The organism is Desulfobulbus elongatus DSM 2908 (assembly GCF_000621145.1).
Lineage (GTDB): Bacteria > Desulfobacterota > Desulfobulbia > Desulfobulbales > Desulfobulbaceae > Desulfobulbus > Desulfobulbus elongatus.
Genome location: NZ_JHZB01000003.1, coordinates 149,911 through 166,681, shown reverse-complemented (window position 1 = coordinate 166,681; position 16,771 = coordinate 149,911). Strand labels below are relative to the sequence as shown.

Sequence of the window (16,771 nt, the reverse complement as noted above, 5' to 3'; positions counted from 1 at the left end):
CCTCGGGCGGCAATCGGCTCACTTGGCGAACAGGTGGCTGAACCGCCCCAGTCCTTCCTCCTCCAGCCGCTCCTTGGGCACGAACCGGAGAGCGGCGGAGTTGATGCAGTAGCGCAGGCCGGTGGGCGGCGGTCCGTCGGAAAACACATGGCCGAGGTGGGAATCGCCGCCCCGGCTGCGCACTTCGGTGCGGCGGGCAAAGAGGCTCCAGTCCGATTTTTCGACAATGTTTTTCTCCACCAGGGGCTTGATGAAGCTGGGCCAGCCGGTGCCGGAATCGTATTTGTCGGTCGAGGCGAACAGCGGCTCGCCGGAAACGACATCGACATAGATGCCTTCCTGCTTGTTGTCCCAGTAGGCGTTGTCGAACGGCGGTTCGGTGGCGTTGTTCCGGGTGACCTCGTACTGCAGCGGGGTCAGCCGCTCCTTCAGGTTCTCTGACGAACCGGCCCCGCCGCTCGTTACCTCCTTCCAGGTCCTGCGCAGGAAATCGTCGCGACCGGAGCCGTCGCGATAGTAGGTGTAGCGCAGGGGGTTTTTCTCGTAGAAATTCTGATGATACTCCTCGGCCGGATAGAAGGTCGGAGCGGGCAAGACCGGCGTGACCAGCGGCTGGCTGAAGACACCGCTTGCGGCGAGCGCCTGTTTCGAGGCTTCCGCCTCAAGACGCTGTTCCTCGGTGAAATAAAAGATGGCCGTCGTATAGGCATGGCCCCGGTCGACAAACTGGCCGTCGGCATCGGTCGGATCGATCTGGCGCCAGAAGGTGTCGAGCAGTTGCCGGTAGCCGACCCGGTTGGCATCGTACACCACCTTGATCGCCTCGATGTGGCCGCCGGCAGCGTAATCCTCATACGTTGGCTTGGTGGTGGTGCCGCCGGCATAGCCCGATTCCACGGAAAGCACGCCGGCCAGCTTCTCGAACGGCGATTCCATGCACCAGAAACAGCCGCCCGCGAACAGGGCCGTCTCGCGCCGGATCGCTTCCTGCCCGGCTTCCTGCGGCTGGGCGGCACCGCCGGCCTGAGAGTCGACGACAAACGTCAATCCTGCGGCCATGCAGACAATGAGTCGTGACACACGTTGCAAGGGAAACATACCCACCTCCCGTACATTTTTCTTGAGAACAATTCTCCTTTTCTTACAATAAACCCGTTTTCGGCCGACACCAGAGATATTTTTCCTCTCCCCGGACAGGCGGATTCGCCGCAAATAAAAAAAGCCCCTTCCGCTCCGGAGCGGCGAAAGGGGCCTGACAAATGCTGCAAGAAAAAAGGTCAGTCGCGGATGCGATGCCTGGAGCGGACACTGCCGGTTCGGCGCTTCATCACCACCACCGCCGCTCCGAACAGGGCGAGAAAAAGAAGAAACCCGATCCCCAAGCCGATGAAGAATTTCCCCCAGCCGCCGTCATCCCCGGCCGGCTGGTCCGGCGGCGTTTCTCCCGCCGCGGAAGCAGCGGAGGGGTCGGCGGCCGGAGTCGTGGCGAAGGTCATGCCGCCGGCGGCCGGCTGCGGCTGGATTGCGGCAGGCTTCGGCGGCATGGCGGTGCCGGCGGCTTCCGGCTTGGGCGGGATGAGGGTAAAACCTTTATTGATCAGCTCGATGGCCTTGGCATCCCGGACCTTGCGATCCTTGCTGCCCATGACCACGGCGATCATCCGCACGCCGCCCCGCTGGGCGGTCGCCGCGATCGAAAAACCGGCCGCCTGATAGTAGCCGGTCTTGAATCCGTCGCAACCGACCACCTGGCCGAGCAGCTTGTTGTGGTTGTGCATCATGAACTTGTCTTCCCGAAATCCCCTGCTCTGGGTGCTGGTGTATTTCAGAGCTTCGGGCCGTTTGGCCAAGGCGCGGCAGAGGATGGCGAGATCGCGGGCCGTGGTCACGTCCGCCTCCTGTCCCTCCGAGGGCGGCAGGCCGTGCACCGAATGGAATTTCGAGTTCTTCATACCCAATTCCTGGGCCTTCTGATTCATCAGGGCGACGAATCCCTCCTTGGAACCGGCGACATGCGTGGCCAGGGCCACGGCGGCATCGTTGGCGGACTGCACCATCAGGGCGTAGAGCAGATCCTCCACCGAAAACTGTTCCTTGGGATCGAGATACACCTGGGAACCGCCGGTCTTGGCGGCTTCCACCGTCACCTGCACCATCTCGTCCAGCTTGAGTGCCCCCCGCTCGATGCGGTCCAGGAGCACATACAGGTCCATCAGCTTGAGCACGCTGGCCGGATAGAGTTTGGCGTCGGCATTGGCCTCGAACAGGACCTTGCCGCTATCGGCCTCGATCAGCAGGGCCGAGGCGTAGGGATCCTGGGCAAGGGTTTTCACCGGAGCCCGCGCGGCCCAGGTGGCGGGGACCATCATCAGCACCAGCAGGATACAGAGCAGACAACGTTTCATCATTCTTCACGACTCCCGGTTGCACAACGTTGAACAGGGTTGATGCCACAGAGGCTCGATAAACTGCTGACTGCTTACCACAAAGCACCCGCCGCTACCAGTGAAACCATGCCGCGCCGGAAAAGTCCGGCAGGCCCCATGCCCCATCGCCCGCAACCGGATTCCCCGCGCAACCCCGCGATATTCGAGCGCATCAATTCCTCGTACAAATTCTTGCTTTCCCCAGCCCCTGTGTTTATAAGGATGGTGCATTTCGGCCAGCGTCTCACCCCGCACAATCAATTCGTTGCCCAGCGGCCCTCCTGCTCAGACAACCTCTTGATTTTTGCGTTATTCAAGGCACATTGTCCCTTTCTGCAGGCAAAGCAAGACTAACCATATCGTTCAGGAGCAACCATGTTCAAGATCGTACGGAAAGAAGAACTGGTGCCGTCCTCGGTGATCCTTCACGAAATTGAAGCCCCGAGGGTCGCGCGCAAGGCGAAGCCGGGCCAGTTTGTCATCCTGAAGGCCACGGAAACCGGGGAGCGCATTCCCCTGACCATGGCGGACACCAACCCCGAGACCGGGACCGTGACCGTGATCTTCATGGTCGTGGGCAAGTCCACGGCCATTTTTTCCGGACTCAAGGAGGGCGACGCCTATACGGACCTCATCGGCCCGCTCGGCCGCCCGACGGATATCGAAAAGGTCGGTCACGTGGTCTGCGTGGGCGGCGGCACCGGCATCGCCGTGCTCCATCCCATCGCCCGGGCCATGAAGAAGGCCGGTAATCGGGTCACCACCATCCTGGGTGCCCGCAGCGAGAATTTCCTCATCCTCAAGGAACAGATGGGCGCCCTGTCCGATACCCTGATCGCCATGAGCGACGACGGCTCCACCGGCCGCAAGGGCTTTGTCACCGACGCCCTGCAGGAGATCATGGCCACGGACAAGCCGGATCTGGTGGTGGCCATCGGCCCTGTGCCGATGATGCGGGCGGTCAGCGAATTGACCCGGCCCGCGGGCATCCATACCCTGGTGAGCCTCAATCCGGTCATGGTCGACGGCACCGGCATGTGCGGCGGCTGCCGGGTCACGGTGGGCGGCGAGACCAGATTCGCCTGCGTCGACGGCCCGGAATTCGACGGCCACAAAGTCGATTTCAGCGGTCTCGCCCAGCGGCTGAACGCCTACAAGGCCATGGAAACCGAGGCGATGGCCGCCCATCGCTGCCGCATGGAGGCCCAAATGAACCAACTGGAGAAGCAGGCCTGAGGCCGCCGGAGAAACGCTATGCAGGAATCGAAGAAGACCCCCACGAACCGGCATCCCATGCCTGAACAACCGGCAGAGGTGCGCCGCCACAATTTTCTGGAAGTTCCCCTCGGCTACACGGAAGAGATGGCCCAGGCCGAGGCGGCCCGCTGTCTCCAGTGCAAGACCCCCAAGTGCGTGGAAGGCTGCCCGGTGGCCGTGCCCATCCCCCGGTTCATCCGCGCCGTCGCCCAGGGCCGGTTCGCCGAGGGCATCCGCATCATCTGGGAGAAGAACGGCCTGCCCGCCGTGTGCGGCCGGGTCTGCCCCCAGGAGATTCAGTGCGAGGGCCAGTGCGTGCTCGGCAAGAAAGGCCAGCCCGTGGCCATCGGCAATCTGGAGCGCTTTCTCGCCGACTGGGAGCGCAACCACGGTGACGGCTCCCTGCCGGCAAAACAGCCGTCCACAGGAAAACGGGTGGCCGTGGTGGGCAGCGGCCCCTCCGGGCTGACCGTGGCCGGCGACTTAGTGCTCAAGGGGCATGGCGTCACCCTGTTCGAAGCCTTCCACAAACCCGGCGGCGTGCTGATCTACGGCATCCCCGAATTCCGCCTGCCCAAAGCCATTGTCGAGGCTGAGGTCAGCATCCTCGAAAAACTCGGCGTGGACATCGCCTGCAACACCGTGGTCGGCCGGGCCGTGGACGTGAGCGAGCTGCTGGCCGAGGGCTACGACGCTGTTTTCGTGGGGGTCGGCGCCGGCCTGCCGCGCTTCCTGAACGTTCCGGGCGAAAATCTCATCGGCGTCTATTCCGCCAACGAATACCTCACCCGAGCCAACCTGATGAAGGCCTACGATCCGCTCTACGACACCCCGCTGGTGCCCGGCAAGAACGTGGTGGTGGTGGGTGGCGGCAACGTGGCCATGGACTCGGCCCGCACCGCGCTCCGCATGGGCGCGGAATCGGTGAAGATCGTCTACCGCCGCTCGCGCGAGGAGATGCCGGCCAGGGCGGAGGAAGCCCATCATGCCGAGCAGGAGGGCGTCGAATTTCTGCTGCTCTCCAACCCGCTCCGCTTTGACGGCAACAGCGAGGGCCGCCTGACCTCGGTCACCTGCGAACGGATGACCCTGGGCGAACCGGACGCCTCCGGCCGCCGCCGGCCGGTGCCGCTCGAAGGCGCGGATTTCACCATGGACTGCGACCTGGCCATCATCGCCGTCGGTTCCGGGGCCAACCCCCTGCTGACCAGCTCCGAACCGGCGATCAGACTCAATCGCCGGGGCAACATCGAGGCCGATCCGGCGACCGGCAAGACCTCCATGCGGGGCGTCTGGGCCGGCGGCGACATCGTCACCGGCGCCGCCACGGTGATCCTGGCCATGGGCGCGGGTCGCAAGGCCGCAGACTCCATCCACGACTACCTGATGCGCGGCTGGTAAGACAGGCGATTCACACCGGCAAACGGCAACGGGCCGACGACCGCGCATTGTGCGGTTGCCGGCCCGTTTTCTTTTTGTCCGGGATGATCAGGCCTTCTTCACCTTGGGGATAAAGATCTGGCTCGGATCGAGGACATCGTGGATGAAGTGCAGTTCGTCCGTGGTCGGCGGGGCGGTCTCGCCCTTGACCCGCGAGACGTCGAGGTCGAACTGGCACAGTTCCTTGATCTCCGCCGGGGTCTTGCCGGGATGGCAGGTATCCAGGTACATGTGGCCGTCGTTTTCATCGAAGCGGAACACGCCGGCGGTGCTGATCACCGCCGAGGGCCCGCCACGGAAGGCGGCGCCGTACAGCTCGCGGCGATGCACCCATTCGCCGCCCGGCCACTTCTTCACCCGCCAGCCGGGGCTGGTGATGTAGCTCACGTGTTCGACGAAGCGGCGCTTTTCGTGCACCATGATGAACACCGTCCGCCTGGCGAACGAGTTGATGTCCGGGTTGCCGCCGCTGCCGGTGAGCCGGAGCTCCGGTTCCAGATAGTTGCCGATGCAGGTGGTGTTGACGTTGCCGTACTGGTCGATTTCGGCGCCGCCGAGGTAGCCGAGGTCGACATAGCCGCGCTGGGCGATGGAAAAGGCGTCGTAGAGGCCGGAGGAGCGCGAGGCGCCGGTTTCGCAACGGGCGTCGCCGACCGAGGTCGGCAGTTCCGGCGGCCGGCCGTCGAGGGTGCCGGCCTCGAAGATCAGCTTCAGGTTCGGGGCATGGGTCTTCTGGGCCAGCATGATGGCCACCATGGGCAGGCCGGTGCCGGCGAAAACGATCTCGTTGTCCTGTACCTCACGCGAGGCGGCGCAGCACAGCAGATCCGCCAGGCCGTATTCTTCGGGCGATGCGTACTTGCTCATCGTATGTCCTCCCTTCTAGTTGCGGGGTCTGTAGTTGAGGGCGGTATTGGCCCGGAGGTTCAGCATGCGCGGCCAGCCGAGTTTCTCCAGATAGCCCATGTGATCGAGCCCGTAGATCCACTCCTCGGCAAAGGCGTTGAACCCTTCCTGGGTGCGGGTACCGGCGTAAAAGTCCTTGAGAAAGGCGCCATCGACATCGTAGCAGCCGAACATGCCCGTCGGATGCCCGCCGAAGGGACATTCGAGGATGTAGTCGACCTCGAAGCTGGGGATGGTGTTGTGGTCGGCATCGCGGCGGAGATACTCCTCGGGCACGATCTCCTCGGCCATGGCGATGGTGATGTCGGCGGCGCGGGCGGCCTCGGGGTCGGAGTAGAGCTGGCCGGCCACCCGGACCGTGCCCTCCTCGCCCACCTGCTGGACGCAGAGGATGGCCACGTCGATCTTCACGGCCGGCACCAGCACCTGGGGTCCGGCGCCGAAGAAGGGATCCTCGGTGAAGATGTACTTCTGCTTGGCGATCCGCTTGCCGTCGCGCCTGCCGGCGCGGCCCAGCACATCGTACTCAGGATTGTGGATGTCGGTGCCCAGCGAGGTCTGGGTGACCGCGTAGGGCGCCCCTTGGGCGGCGGCGGCGAAGCGGAACATCATCTCGGCGTGGCTGTAGTCCTCGACCAGGATTTCCTTCTTGCCAACCTTGCGCGACAGGTTGGCGCCGTATTTCCCGTAGAGTTCGTGTCCGACCCAGCAGGACTCCCAGATGTCGACACAGCCGGCGCCCACCAGGAACTCGGTCTGGGGGCCGCCGTTCACCTCGATCAGGTGCAGGCCGCGGCGTTTCTGGCGGATCAGCTCGTAGACCACGGCAAAAGGCCGCCGCCAGATGGTGAAACCGGAAAAGGTCAGGCTGGAACCGTTCTTGACGATCTCCGCCGCCTGTTGCAGGGTGATGCGTTTGTTCGTGCTCATATTCTCCTTTCTCCTTTCTGTTCAGGCGGAAAGCCCCCGGAGAATCTCCCGGGAGACGATCAGCCGCTGGATTTCGCTGGTGCCTTCGTAAATGGTGGTGATGCGGGCGTCGCGGGTGTAACGCTCGATCGGGAAGTCCTTGGTGTAGCCGTAGCCGCCCAGCATCTGCAGGGCGTGGTAGCAGGCCCGGTTGGCGCTCTCGGTGGCGAACATCTTGGCCATGGAGGCTTCCTTGGCAAAGGGGCGGCCCTGCTCCTTGCGGAATGAGGCGCTCAGCAGCAGCAGCCGGGCCGCTTCCAGCTCGGTGTAGGAATCGGCGATCATCCACTGGATCGCCTGGAAATTGCTTATCTTCTGGTTGAACTGCACCCGTTCGTTGGCATAGCGGGTGGCGTAGTCCATGGCGGCCAGGCCGATGCCCAGGCCGAGCGAACCGATGCCGATCCGGCCGCCGGCCAGTTCGGCCACGGCGATGCGGAAGCCGTCGTTGAGCCTGCCCATCAGGGCGGAGGCCGGCACGCGGCAGTTGTCGAAGATCAGTTCGTTGGTGGCCGAGGCGTGCTGACCCATCTTCTGCTCTTCCTTGCCGATGGTCAGCCCCGGCGTGCCGGCCTCGACCAGGAAGCAGCTGATGCCCTTGCCCTTGGGCGCCTCCTTGTCGGTGACCGCCCAGACGACGAACACACCGGCGTAAGGGGCGCTGGTGATGAAAATCTTCGAACCGTTGAGGACGTAAAAATCGCCGTCTTTGGTCGCGGTAGTGCCCATGCCCGAGGGATCGGAACCGGCGCAGTTCTCGGTGAGGCCGAAGCTGCCGGCGGCGTACTCGCCGGAACAGATTTTGGGGATGTACGCCTTTTTCTGCTCTTCCGTGCCGATGGCCTGGATCACCTCGCAAACCATGTTGTTCACCGAGACCGTCACCGCCGTGGAGGCGCAGGCCCGGGCGATTTCGGTCATGGCCAGGCTGAAGGCGACCACGCCCGCCTCGGAACCGCCGTACTCCTCGCGAACGTTGAGGCCCATGAATCCCAGCTCCGCCAGCTTCCTCAGGTTGGCCAGCAGGGTTTCCCGATCCTTCTCCTGATCGAGCCGGGCGGCCACCGGTTCCAGTTCGGCCTTGGCGAAATCGCGGGCCGTCTCCTGGATCAGCTTTTGCTCCTCGGTTAAATCCAAATTCATTGTGACTCCTCTTGATTGTAGTGTTTGTGTTTCCGGTTCAGCCCGGCCGATGACGGCGTACCCTTGCCGGCGCCGTCACCGGGAAAAATCAATGCTTCTCCACGTAAAACGGCCACTTGTGGAAAAACCATTCGTTCCACAGCAGAGGAATGATCCACCAGAAGTTCCAGACCAGCGACTCGCCGTGGATAAACCGCTCGGCAAGATCGGTCATGTGGTGGTTGCCCAGCCCCCAGTGACCGAAGTTGCCGAAGTAGAAAATGGCGTAGCTGATCGCGGCGAAAACGCCGACACCGATTGTGCGGAAGAGAAAGCCGCCCCAGTTGTCGGGGTTGGCGCCAGGCACCATGTCGTCGAAGTAATGGTGCCAGATCAGAAACGGGATCAGGGTGAACCCGGCGATCTCGGCGGCGTGCAGCCAGAGGAACCGCTGCACCTCGGCGGCGCCCTTGGCGGCCTCGAGATGGTGGAAAGTCTCGGCCGGAACCCACAGCGGGGTCAGCTGCCGGCACAGCAGGGCCACGGCGTAGGCGCCGACAAAGGACAGGAGCATGCACGCCAGCCCCTTCCAGGGTTGCGGCAGGTCGATCAGGGTCCACGGTTTCATCCGCCAGACATTGGGGGTCATGAACAGGATGATGATCGCCCATTCCCACCAGCCGAATACCCAGTGGACATGGCCGGTGCCGCCGAGCGCCGCCCACCAGGAGGGGTTCAGCACCGCGCCCGGATAGACCGAGCCGAAAAAGGGCACGATCAGCACCGCGTAGAAAAAGAGGGTGACCAGCGAGGCCCAGCCGATCTCCGCCAACCCCTTGGCCGGCTGCTTGAGATCGGAGGGCATCACCGGCCACTTGCCGAAGAAGATGGTGAACACCGGATAGGAATAGAAGCCGATCAGGACGAAGCAGACCACCGCCACCCGGGCCAGTTGCCCCGATGCCCCGGCAGCGGCCACCTTGGGCAGTTTGCCGGCGGCATTGGCGGCCTCCATGCCGTAATAGCTGAGGAAATTGAAGCCGGTGCCCAGCACCCGGTAGAAGAGGACATCGATCACGAACCAGACGATGACCAGGTTGGCGATGGTCATGATCACCCCGCGCAGGGGCTGGCGTATGTTCTGGAACGGCCAGTCGCCGAGAAACATGTGCTGCCAGAGCCCGACCAGAATCATCATGGCGAGATACATGACGAACGGATAGGGAAACCACCCGATCGGACCGCGCGGATCGCTGAAAACGAACCAGGTGACCATCGCCACGACGAAAAAACAGCACAACGAGACAATGCCGGTCAGGGGCTGTCCCCAACGTGGTTGCAATCCTCCTCCTGCCATACGCCCTCCTCCTTTCTTTAAGATACAAACACCCTTCTCCTCTCCTGACAGAATGGTGACGGGCCCGCTTTCCAGTCCCCCCGAACCCGCCACCACCAAACGATCCTCCTGCAATGGCTTTGCTGGACAATGAAGCCCTGTTTTTTTGTGTGCGCCTCCGATGGCCGCAATGACGGCCGGAACGGTCTCTCAACGAATAAAAAAAAGCCTTGTGTCTTCCCCACCGCCAGTGCGGTCGGAGACGGCTCCTGCCCGCCCGCGTACGCGAACAAGAGACGGGATCACCGCTTGACGATCATGGCCACGGCCTCTCCGCCGCCGAGGCACAGCGAAACCAGGCCGCGCTTCTTGTCCCGGCGGACCATTTCATGCAGCAGGGTGACCAGCAGCCGGCAGCCGCTGGCGCCGATCGGGTGCCCCAGGGCCACGCTGCCGCCGTTGACGTTGACCTTGGCCGGATCGAGTTCGAGCGTCTTGAGCGCGGCCAAGGTCGAGCCGCTGAAGGCCTCGTTGATTTCGTACAGATCGATGTCGTCCTTGCCGATGCCCTCCTTGTCCAGGCATTTGGGCACGGCCCAGATGGGGGCCACCAGCACGTACTTCATGTCGATGCCGTAGGACGCCTGGGCGCCGATGGTGGCCATGATCGTGCATCCCAGCGCCTCGGCCTTCTCCCTGCTCATCACCACCACCGCCGCGGCGCCGTCGGAGATGATCGAGGCATTGCCGGCGGTGGTGACCCCGCCCTGCTTGAAGGCCGGCTTCATCTTGGCCAGCTGTTCGTAGCTGGTCGGCTGAGGACACTCGTCCTGCCAGAACACCTTGGGTTCGCCTTTGCGCTGGGGAATTTCCACGCCCACGATCTCGGCCTCGAAGGTGCCGGCGGCCTGGGCGGCCAGTACCCGCCGGTAGGATTCGGCGGCGTACCGGTCCTGATCCTCGCGGCTCACCTGGTAGCGTTCGGAACAGAGTTCGTTGGAAATGCCCATGTGGAAGTCGTTGACAATGTCCCACAGGCCGTCGTGCACCATGTGGTCGTGCATGGTGGCATCGCCCATGCGATACCCGAAACGTGCCTTGTTCAGGTAATAGGGGGCCATGCTCATGTTCTCCATGCCCCCGGCGACCACCACGTCGGCATCGCCGGTCTGCACCGCCTGGGCCGCCAGCATCACCGCCTTCAATCCGGAACCGCAGACCTTGTTCACGGTGATCGCCTCGACCTCCCAGGGCAAACCGGCCTGAATCGCCGCCTGCTTGGCCGGGTTCTGCCCGTAGCCGCAGGGCAGCACCATGCCCATGATCGCCTCGTTGACCTCCTCCTTGGCGATACCGGCGCGGCGAACCGCCTCCGCAATGACGAGGGCTCCCAATTTGGTCCCGCCCGTGGTGGCCAGGGTGCCGTTAAAGCTGCCCAAAGGGGTCCGGACCGCACTGACAATCACTGCTTCTCGCATATGTTCTCCTTATAAATGATGACGATTTCGTCCTGATTGCATGAATGGAGGCGCCGTCGCGTTCAAAGAGGGCGGCCGCGCTCGTGTTCCTGGTTCTACGGTTTGTTGAAGACCGGCTTTCTCTTTTCCATGAAGGCCAATATCCCTTCCTTTCGTTCCTGGGTCGGGAACAGGGCGTCCAGACAACGGGCCTCGTGGGCCATGCCTGCCTTGATATCCATGTGGATGCCGCCGTTGACGGCAAGTTTCGCGGCCTTGACGGCGCCGTGCGAATGCTGGAGGATTTTATGGGCCAGGGCCTTTGCCGCCTCGAGCAGCGACGCAGCGGGAACGACCCTGTTCACCAGGCCGATCCGCTCCGCTTCCGCGGCATCGACATAGTCGCCGGTCAGCAGCAATTCCTTGGCCCTGGTCATGCCGATCAACCGGGGCAGCCGCTGGGTGGCGCCGCCACCGGGAATCATGCCGATCTTGATTTCCGGCTGCCCGAACGAGGCGTTGTCAGTCGCGATTCTCAGGTCGCAGGCCAGCGCCAGTTCGCACCCTCCGCCGAGACAGAGGCCGGCGATGGCGGCAATGACCGGTTTTTCCAACTCTTCCAGACGCTCGAAAACGGCATGCGCCTCCCGGAAAAACCGGCGCAGATCGGCAACGGTGACACATCCGCTGATTTCGCCGATGTCGAAGCCGGCGGAAAAACACTGGGCCCCGCCGGTGAGAATGACGCCGGCCATTCCCTCTTCCCGTTCGATGTCGGTCAGCGCCGTGCCCAATTCGATGAGCATCCGGCTGTTCACCGCATGCAGGGCGTCGGGCCGATGCAGGGTCAAAATGGCCAGACCGCTTTCCTTCCGCAGGCTGATCGTCTGATACTTCATGTCCTCACTCCGTGCGCACACGGGTCGCGTCCTCACCCTGCACCGGCTGTTTCCGGAAGCGGGCGATGAATGCCGAACCGCTGGGCGATGCGGAATACGCCACCGGAATCCTGGCAATGCACGCGGCGTACCAACCGGTACGCAACGAACAACTTGTTAATATATCGAATAAAAATATGAGGCCGAACGGAAACGGCGGCAAACGGTGCAGCAAATGGTGCAGCATGCGCCGCGCACGCGGCGGAGAGAACGGGATATGAGGAGCTAATATGTTGAAACGAAAAGATAATATCGATTGAAGGATATGCTACACACGCCCATCAGGAAAACTGGGAAGATGATGGTGCGCATGCGTGCGTGCGGGCTTGACCGGGTGGGAGGGTGCGGGGGAAAGAGGTGGACGGACACGTCGTCTGCCTGGGCGGCGAACAAAGACGGTCCGACCCGCGCCAACCGGGAGGAGGCGGGATCGGACCGGATGGCTGGCGGGTATGCTGTCGCCGGCGGCCGCAAGCCGGCAACAGGACTTTTTTTTACCGCGCGCCGCACGGCGTCAGGCACGGGTGCGCCGGACCTGGTCGCCCATGTCTGTTCATGAGGGGGCGTGGTTTGGAAAACATCCGCCGTCGGGCGGAGCGCGGGCCTTCGTTGGGACAGCGCCGAGGGATCAGGGCAGGGCAAATCGCCCGTTCACGATCTTCATGCGGCCTCGCTCTCCACGTTTTGCACCTTGCGCACCCGCTGTTTGTCGATTTTGCGCGGGATCAGGCCGTTGGCCATGAAGGCGGTGCATTGCTTGCGCTTCTCAAAGGGGCAATCGGTAATGTTCCAGCAGGGCGTGTATTGGAGCAGCTTTTTCACCGCGGCGATGGATACGCCGTGTTCGTGGATCATTTCCCGCAGGCATTCGATCCACTTGATGTCATTCATGGTGAAGTAGCGCCATTTGCCTTTGCGCAGAGGGGCAATCAGGCCCTCCTCCTCGTAGATCCGAAGCGTTCGCGGATGCACGCCGAGCATCTGCGCCGCCACACCGATCGTGAATATTGCTTTCTGTTCATCAACCATGGTCAATCCTCACGCGACATGGACGGGACGCCGGAGCGCGTGCGCTCCGGCCGCCGTCCGTGCCCGGTTGTTTCTTGTCAATGGGCGGCATGTTCGGTGAAACTCTTGCCAAAGAATCGCTCGCCCTGCAGGAACGCGAGGCCGCAGAAGCCGATTCCGGCAAGGACCACCAGCCATTCATAGCCGGAGGGGGTGTAATCAAGATAGGCGGGCAGGCCGTCGAAGCCCAGGTACTGCGGCACGATCTGCCCTCCGACGACCATGTCGAGCCGGGCGACGAACATACCGACCAGACTCATCAGGGCGGCCGTCGACATCGCCCACACGCTCTTCATGCGGGTCACCACCAGAAGAAAAGCGGGAGCGGCCAGACCGACACCCACCTCGAGGCCCCAGAAGTTGAATGCCAGGGGGCCGGAATACAGGGCATCGGCCGCGATCCGGCCGTCGGTCACGCCGCCCACGTAAAAGGACGCCATGCGCCAGAAGGTGGCGACCGTTACCAGGACAATCATCAGCAGCAGGATCTTGCCCGCACCCTGAACGCCGGCAAGGACATGGGGTTCCATCGCCCGGCCGCGGAGAAGATAGGCATAGTGCGTGAACAGGATGGCGGCCGCCGCTCCGGAGAGAAAGGCACAGGCAAGAAAATAGACCGGCAGCTGCGCGCCATACCAGAAGGGCCGTGCAGCCAGGGTGGAAAAGACGCCGCCCAGACAGGTGTTGGCGGCCACTTCGGCTAGGGCGCCGAGAATGCCGAGCGCCAGGGCCAGGGCGAAGTGCCGGGTCAGGATCAGCCAGAACTCCAGCAGGATAAAGGCGAGTGCCAGCCCGTAAAGCGTTCCCATCCACCAGATGTTGGAGGTGATGTTCGGGGAGATGACGTTGTAGATGGCCATCCGCCAGGGATTCTCGATTTCCATGCCGATGACGGTGAAGGCGCTGAGAATGGTGATCAGTGAAATCCACACCATCCTGTTGGCCAGCGGCGCCAGGTTGTTGCCTCCGAACACGTGGCTGATCGCGGCGAGCAGGCACAGCCCGGTGGACATGATGGCGAAAAAGGCATAGGTCGCGATCAGCAGCCCCCAGGGGACCTCGCGGGTATTGTTGAAGATATGCTCATGACCGATGAAAAAGCCGGCCAGGCCGACACCGACGCCGATCACCAGCATCAGGCCGAAGACTATCGACATGCCCTTGACCAGCGAGTTCGCCACCTCCGGTTCCGCCGTCGTGGCCAGGGAAAATCCGTTTGCCATACTCTACCTCCTCGTTTTCTTTACTCAATGGAATGAATGCAATGGTTATAGCCGTGCCGGTTCCCTCATCCGCTCCCTCTTCTCCTCGCTGGCCAGGGACCCCAGACCGATCAGCACGACGACGGCCGAAAACGGTCCCATGAGCAGGAACAGAATAAAGCTGAGACAGAACCAGAAAAATTCGGTGATCTGGGACAGGTGCGCCCTGACCCAGGAGAGACGGAAACGACCGCCATCGTTTCCGTCCGGGGTGATGTGCCGCTGCAACGCGATGTTCATGGGTGGCCTCTTGTTCGTGGGCAATGGTTGGCGCACTGGTTGGCGCGCCTGTTGCCCTAACCAAGGCAAGGGGTGTGCCATTCGGCCGAACACGGGGAGACTCGGCGAACATCGAAGTCAACCATCTGAACTCATGGAATAAAAATTATATGCAACAGTGGATGTGTATCTTTGGCGGGGAATACGGCTTGGCAGAATATTTCCACAGATGGCGTAAAACAATCCAACAACCCGCCAGCAAATGGCGCAAAATGCGCCATGTCGACACGATTTCCCCGGCCGCATCGTCACAAGGATAACTGGTCGATCTTCCGGGAAGGATACGGCATTGGCGGCCCTGCGCCTAGGGGAGCGGCTCGTCTGGACAGGTTCTGCCGCCCCTCGCCACAGCATCCGGCATCGCCCGAAACGCCTCAGAAAAAATAGAGAAAAATCATTCTATTACGAGATAGACTCACGAAAATGGCGCATAATACGCCCACAATAAGCACCACCACCGCGCCGCGACGGCGTGTTTATCGTCCAGGGAGAAAAATTGTCAGCAGGAAGTGCTGGAAAAACGGACAGCGGGAAGGGGAAAGAGAAGGGGGAAAACCGGGGCGGGTCCAGAACCCGCCCCAGGAGGTGATCAATCAGTGTTTCTTTTCGTCGGCGGCTGCCTTGCTGGACATTTTCTCCAGTCCCTTGACGCCGATATGGCAGGTTGTACAGCGGGTATTGGCGGCAAAGGCGATGTTGCCGTTGTGGCAGACGCCGCAATACTTACCGGCATAGAAGGCCCGCATGGTAAACTTGCCGGGGGTTTCCTCGGCCGCGCCCTTGCGCATTTCAAAGGCACTGTCATGGCAGCTGGCGCAATCCAACCCCATGTCGACATGTTCCTTATGGCTGAACACCACCCCCTTGACCGGCCGATTGAACACGATCACCTCCGGCTGCTTCATATCGCTGCCATGGCACAGTTTGCAGGTTTCCGGCCCGGTGGTATTGAAGGCGGTGCTGCCGTCATGACAGGCGCCGCAGTACTTGCCGGCCTCCAGCGAGGCCATGTTGTAATCCCCCTTGGCCTTGGCGGCGCCCCATTTGCGCTCGAACAGGCTCGGATGGCAGCTGTCGCAGGTCAGGCCGGCGGTCACCACATGCGACTTGTGACTGAACATGTGCTTGACCGGTTCCATGTCGACAATCTGCGTGTCGCCGAAGGATTCGTACTGTTTTGCCGGCGCCGCATCGCCGGCGGGCTCGGGCAGGGCGGCGGTATCCTTTTCCGCCGTCGCCAAGGACGTTCCCGCGACCGCGACAAAACACAGAGTAGCCATCAAAAGCGCTTTCATTTTCATGTTCTTCTCTCCTTTTATCCTTTATATATCCAAGGTCACATTCATATAGAATACGTTCGGCAGAGCGCCGGTTTCGGGCCGCAGAACCCACACCGTGGTCTCCGGTTGATGCACGAGCTTATAGACCTCGCTGTTCGGGTCGCTGAGATCGCCGAAGACCCGGACGTCGGCGGGGCAGGCTTCGACGCAGGCCGTATCCTTCATGCCCTTGGTGAGGCGGGTATCCCAGCAGAAATTGCATTTATCCACCGCCCGGGTCTCCTCATTGAAGTAGCGCGCGTTATAGGGGCAGGCGGCCATGCATGTTTTGCAGCCGATGCATTTCTTGCTCTCCATCATCACGATGCCGGTGGTCTTGTCCTTGTAGGTTGCCACGGTCGGACAGACGCGGACGCACGGAGGCTCGTTGCACTGGTTGCAGAGAACGGGCATGAAAATTGTTTCTTTCTGTCCGGGGCCGATGTTGCGTGCCCGTTCAAGGATCTTGGTCCGCCAGCCATAGGACGGCACGTGGTTGGTTCGGACGCAGGCCTCCATGCAGCGTTCGCAATCAACGCACAGGTTCTGCCGCATGACCATGCTGTAATGCGGTTTATAGGGGTATTTCTCATCCTTCGGCATGGAACCCACGGCGCCCTCGACGTTACGGGCGGAGGTGAGCGACAGCACCGTCCCCCCCATAAACAATCCGGTGATGACGAGGCCGGCGCGCAAAAAGGTACGGCGTTCGAGGGAAGGCAGGTTGTCCACCCCTTCATTGGTTAATTTTTCCAGCTCCTTAATGTTCATTCCATGCCCTCAACAGAAAAAAGTAATAAAGACGACTTGAGCACCGTGTGCTACAATACCCTGTTCCAGCAAAAGAAAAGAAAGCCCGCGAATGAATGGTCACTCATTTATCCTCAAAAAACAACACGGGAACATACTCCAAAACCTTGAGAAGAGCAAGTTTTCAAATACATGGTGGCACGCCGTTTCTCCGCCGGGGAACAGCCGGCGTCCAGAACGGC

Annotated in this window: 16 protein-coding genes; 3 read left to right on the top strand and 13 right to left on the bottom strand. The window is 62.0% G+C overall.

What is annotated here, in order from left to right; genetic code table 11:
- Positions 1-18: 18 nt before the first annotated feature.
- Together msrB and Q362_RS18805 are read right to left on the bottom strand one after the other, a co-directional pair.
- Positions 19-1,098 (bottom strand): peptide-methionine (R)-S-oxide reductase MsrB, encoded by a 1,080-nt coding sequence (msrB, locus tag Q362_RS0102760; protein WP_028317435.1) that lies wholly within the window; start codon positions 1,096-1,098, stop codon positions 19-21.
- Positions 1,099-1,277: 179 nt separating this feature from the next.
- A complete protein-coding gene (locus tag Q362_RS18805) occupies positions 1,278-2,408 on the bottom strand; it encodes a D-alanyl-D-alanine carboxypeptidase family protein (RefSeq protein WP_245590134.1) in 1,131 nt (376 codons plus the stop codon).
- 393 nt (positions 2,409-2,801) lie between these two features.
- Here Q362_RS18805 and Q362_RS0102750 point away from each other — a divergent pair, with 393 nt between their 5' ends.
- Positions 2,802-3,662 carry a sulfide/dihydroorotate dehydrogenase-like FAD/NAD-binding protein gene (locus tag Q362_RS0102750; protein WP_028317434.1) on the top strand — a complete coding sequence of 287 codons (861 nt, stop codon included), beginning with the start codon at positions 2,802-2,804 and terminating at the stop codon, positions 3,660-3,662.
- Between the two features lie 18 nt (positions 3,663-3,680).
- A complete protein-coding gene (gene gltA / locus Q362_RS0102745) occupies positions 3,681-5,084 on the top strand; it encodes an NADPH-dependent glutamate synthase (protein ID WP_028317433.1) in 1,404 nt (467 codons plus the stop codon).
- A gap of 87 nt (positions 5,085-5,171) precedes the next feature.
- Here the strand turns inward: gltA and Q362_RS0102740 are convergent, their stop codons facing one another.
- The 6 genes from Q362_RS0102740 to Q362_RS0102715 all read right to left on the bottom strand — a co-directional run bounded on the left by Q362_RS0102740 (position 5,172) and on the right by Q362_RS0102715 (position 11,812).
- The gene (locus Q362_RS0102740) at positions 5,172-5,990 is read right to left on the bottom strand and encodes a CoA-transferase subunit beta (protein ID WP_028317432.1); all 819 of its coding nucleotides are present in this window, start codon (positions 5,988-5,990) and stop codon (positions 5,172-5,174) included.
- Between the two features lie 15 nt (positions 5,991-6,005).
- Positions 6,006-6,959, bottom strand: coding sequence for a CoA transferase subunit A (locus tag Q362_RS0102735; protein ID WP_028317431.1), 954 nt, complete (start codon positions 6,957-6,959; stop codon positions 6,006-6,008).
- A gap of 21 nt (positions 6,960-6,980) precedes the next feature.
- Positions 6,981-8,141 (bottom strand): acyl-CoA dehydrogenase family protein, encoded by a 1,161-nt coding sequence (locus Q362_RS0102730; RefSeq protein ID WP_028317430.1) that lies wholly within the window; start codon positions 8,139-8,141, stop codon positions 6,981-6,983.
- Between the two features lie 88 nt (positions 8,142-8,229).
- Positions 8,230-9,477, bottom strand: a complete 1,248-nt coding sequence (locus tag Q362_RS0102725; RefSeq protein ID WP_028317429.1) for a hypothetical protein — start codon at positions 9,475-9,477, stop codon at positions 8,230-8,232.
- A gap of 281 nt (positions 9,478-9,758) precedes the next feature.
- Positions 9,759-10,934 (bottom strand): acetyl-CoA C-acetyltransferase, encoded by a 1,176-nt coding sequence (locus Q362_RS0102720; protein ID WP_028317428.1) that lies wholly within the window; start codon positions 10,932-10,934, stop codon positions 9,759-9,761.
- A 95-nt stretch (positions 10,935-11,029) separates the two neighbouring features.
- Positions 11,030-11,812, bottom strand: a complete 783-nt coding sequence (locus Q362_RS0102715; RefSeq protein WP_028317427.1) for an enoyl-CoA hydratase/isomerase family protein — start codon at positions 11,810-11,812, stop codon at positions 11,030-11,032.
- Positions 11,813-11,877: 65 nt separating this feature from the next.
- Between Q362_RS0102715 and Q362_RS23395 the strand changes: the two genes are divergently transcribed.
- Positions 11,878-12,072 carry a hypothetical protein gene (locus Q362_RS23395; RefSeq protein ID WP_157469840.1) on the top strand — a complete coding sequence of 65 codons (195 nt, stop codon included), beginning with the start codon at positions 11,878-11,880 and terminating at the stop codon, positions 12,070-12,072.
- A gap of 439 nt (positions 12,073-12,511) precedes the next feature.
- Here Q362_RS23395 and Q362_RS0102705 read toward each other — a convergent pair whose 3' ends face one another.
- From Q362_RS0102705 to Q362_RS0102685, 5 genes are all read right to left on the bottom strand, one after another.
- Positions 12,512-12,880, bottom strand: a complete 369-nt coding sequence (locus tag Q362_RS0102705; protein WP_028317425.1) for a MerR family transcriptional regulator — start codon at positions 12,878-12,880, stop codon at positions 12,512-12,514.
- Between the two features lie 77 nt (positions 12,881-12,957).
- Positions 12,958-14,142 carry an NrfD/PsrC family molybdoenzyme membrane anchor subunit gene (gene nrfD, locus Q362_RS0102700; RefSeq protein ID WP_028317424.1) on the bottom strand — a complete coding sequence of 395 codons (1,185 nt, stop codon included), beginning with the start codon at positions 14,140-14,142 and terminating at the stop codon, positions 12,958-12,960.
- A gap of 45 nt (positions 14,143-14,187) precedes the next feature.
- Positions 14,188-14,421: a hypothetical protein gene (locus Q362_RS0102695; protein ID WP_028317423.1), complete on the bottom strand. Its 234-nt coding sequence runs from the start codon at positions 14,419-14,421 to the stop codon at positions 14,188-14,190.
- 632 nt (positions 14,422-15,053) lie between these two features.
- Positions 15,054-15,761: a c(7)-type cytochrome triheme domain-containing protein gene (locus tag Q362_RS21920; RefSeq protein ID WP_051553542.1), complete on the bottom strand. Its 708-nt coding sequence runs from the start codon at positions 15,759-15,761 to the stop codon at positions 15,054-15,056.
- A 21-nt stretch (positions 15,762-15,782) separates the two neighbouring features.
- Positions 15,783-16,550 carry a 4Fe-4S dicluster domain-containing protein gene (locus Q362_RS0102685; RefSeq protein ID WP_028317422.1) on the bottom strand — a complete coding sequence of 256 codons (768 nt, stop codon included), beginning with the start codon at positions 16,548-16,550 and terminating at the stop codon, positions 15,783-15,785.
- Between the last annotated feature and the right edge of the window lie 221 nt (positions 16,551-16,771).

What these genes read in the sequence shown, in the direction of transcription:
- msrB (WP_028317435.1), bottom strand. Translation starts at nt 1,098, where the DNA reads ATGTTTCCCTTGCAACGTGTGTCACGACTCATTGTCTGCATGGCCGCA.
- Q362_RS18805 (WP_245590134.1), bottom strand. Translation starts at nt 2,408, where the DNA reads ATGATGAAACGTTGTCTGCTCTGTATCCTGCTGGTGCTGATGATGGTC.
- Q362_RS0102750 (WP_028317434.1), top strand. Translation starts at nt 2,802, where the DNA reads ATGTTCAAGATCGTACGGAAAGAAGAACTGGTGCCGTCCTCGGTGATC.
- gltA (WP_028317433.1), top strand. Translation starts at nt 3,681, where the DNA reads ATGCAGGAATCGAAGAAGACCCCCACGAACCGGCATCCCATGCCTGAA.
- Q362_RS0102740 (WP_028317432.1), bottom strand. Translation starts at nt 5,990, where the DNA reads ATGAGCAAGTACGCATCGCCCGAAGAATACGGCCTGGCGGATCTGCTG.
- Q362_RS0102735 (WP_028317431.1), bottom strand. Translation starts at nt 6,959, where the DNA reads ATGAGCACGAACAAACGCATCACCCTGCAACAGGCGGCGGAGATCGTC.
- Q362_RS0102730 (WP_028317430.1), bottom strand. Translation starts at nt 8,141, where the DNA reads ATGAATTTGGATTTAACCGAGGAGCAAAAGCTGATCCAGGAGACGGCC.
- Q362_RS0102725 (WP_028317429.1), bottom strand. Translation starts at nt 9,477, where the DNA reads ATGGCAGGAGGAGGATTGCAACCACGTTGGGGACAGCCCCTGACCGGC.
- Q362_RS0102720 (WP_028317428.1), bottom strand. Translation starts at nt 10,934, where the DNA reads ATGCGAGAAGCAGTGATTGTCAGTGCGGTCCGGACCCCTTTGGGCAGC.
- Q362_RS0102715 (WP_028317427.1), bottom strand. Translation starts at nt 11,812, where the DNA reads ATGAAGTATCAGACGATCAGCCTGCGGAAGGAAAGCGGTCTGGCCATT.
- Q362_RS23395 (WP_157469840.1), top strand. Translation starts at nt 11,878, where the DNA reads ATGAATGCCGAACCGCTGGGCGATGCGGAATACGCCACCGGAATCCTG.
- Q362_RS0102705 (WP_028317425.1), bottom strand. Translation starts at nt 12,880, where the DNA reads ATGGTTGATGAACAGAAAGCAATATTCACGATCGGTGTGGCGGCGCAG.
- nrfD (WP_028317424.1), bottom strand. Translation starts at nt 14,142, where the DNA reads ATGGCAAACGGATTTTCCCTGGCCACGACGGCGGAACCGGAGGTGGCG.
- Q362_RS0102695 (WP_028317423.1), bottom strand. Translation starts at nt 14,421, where the DNA reads ATGAACATCGCGTTGCAGCGGCACATCACCCCGGACGGAAACGATGGC.
- Q362_RS21920 (WP_051553542.1), bottom strand. Translation starts at nt 15,761, where the DNA reads ATGAAAATGAAAGCGCTTTTGATGGCTACTCTGTGTTTTGTCGCGGTC.
- Q362_RS0102685 (WP_028317422.1), bottom strand. Translation starts at nt 16,550, where the DNA reads ATGAACATTAAGGAGCTGGAAAAATTAACCAATGAAGGGGTGGACAAC.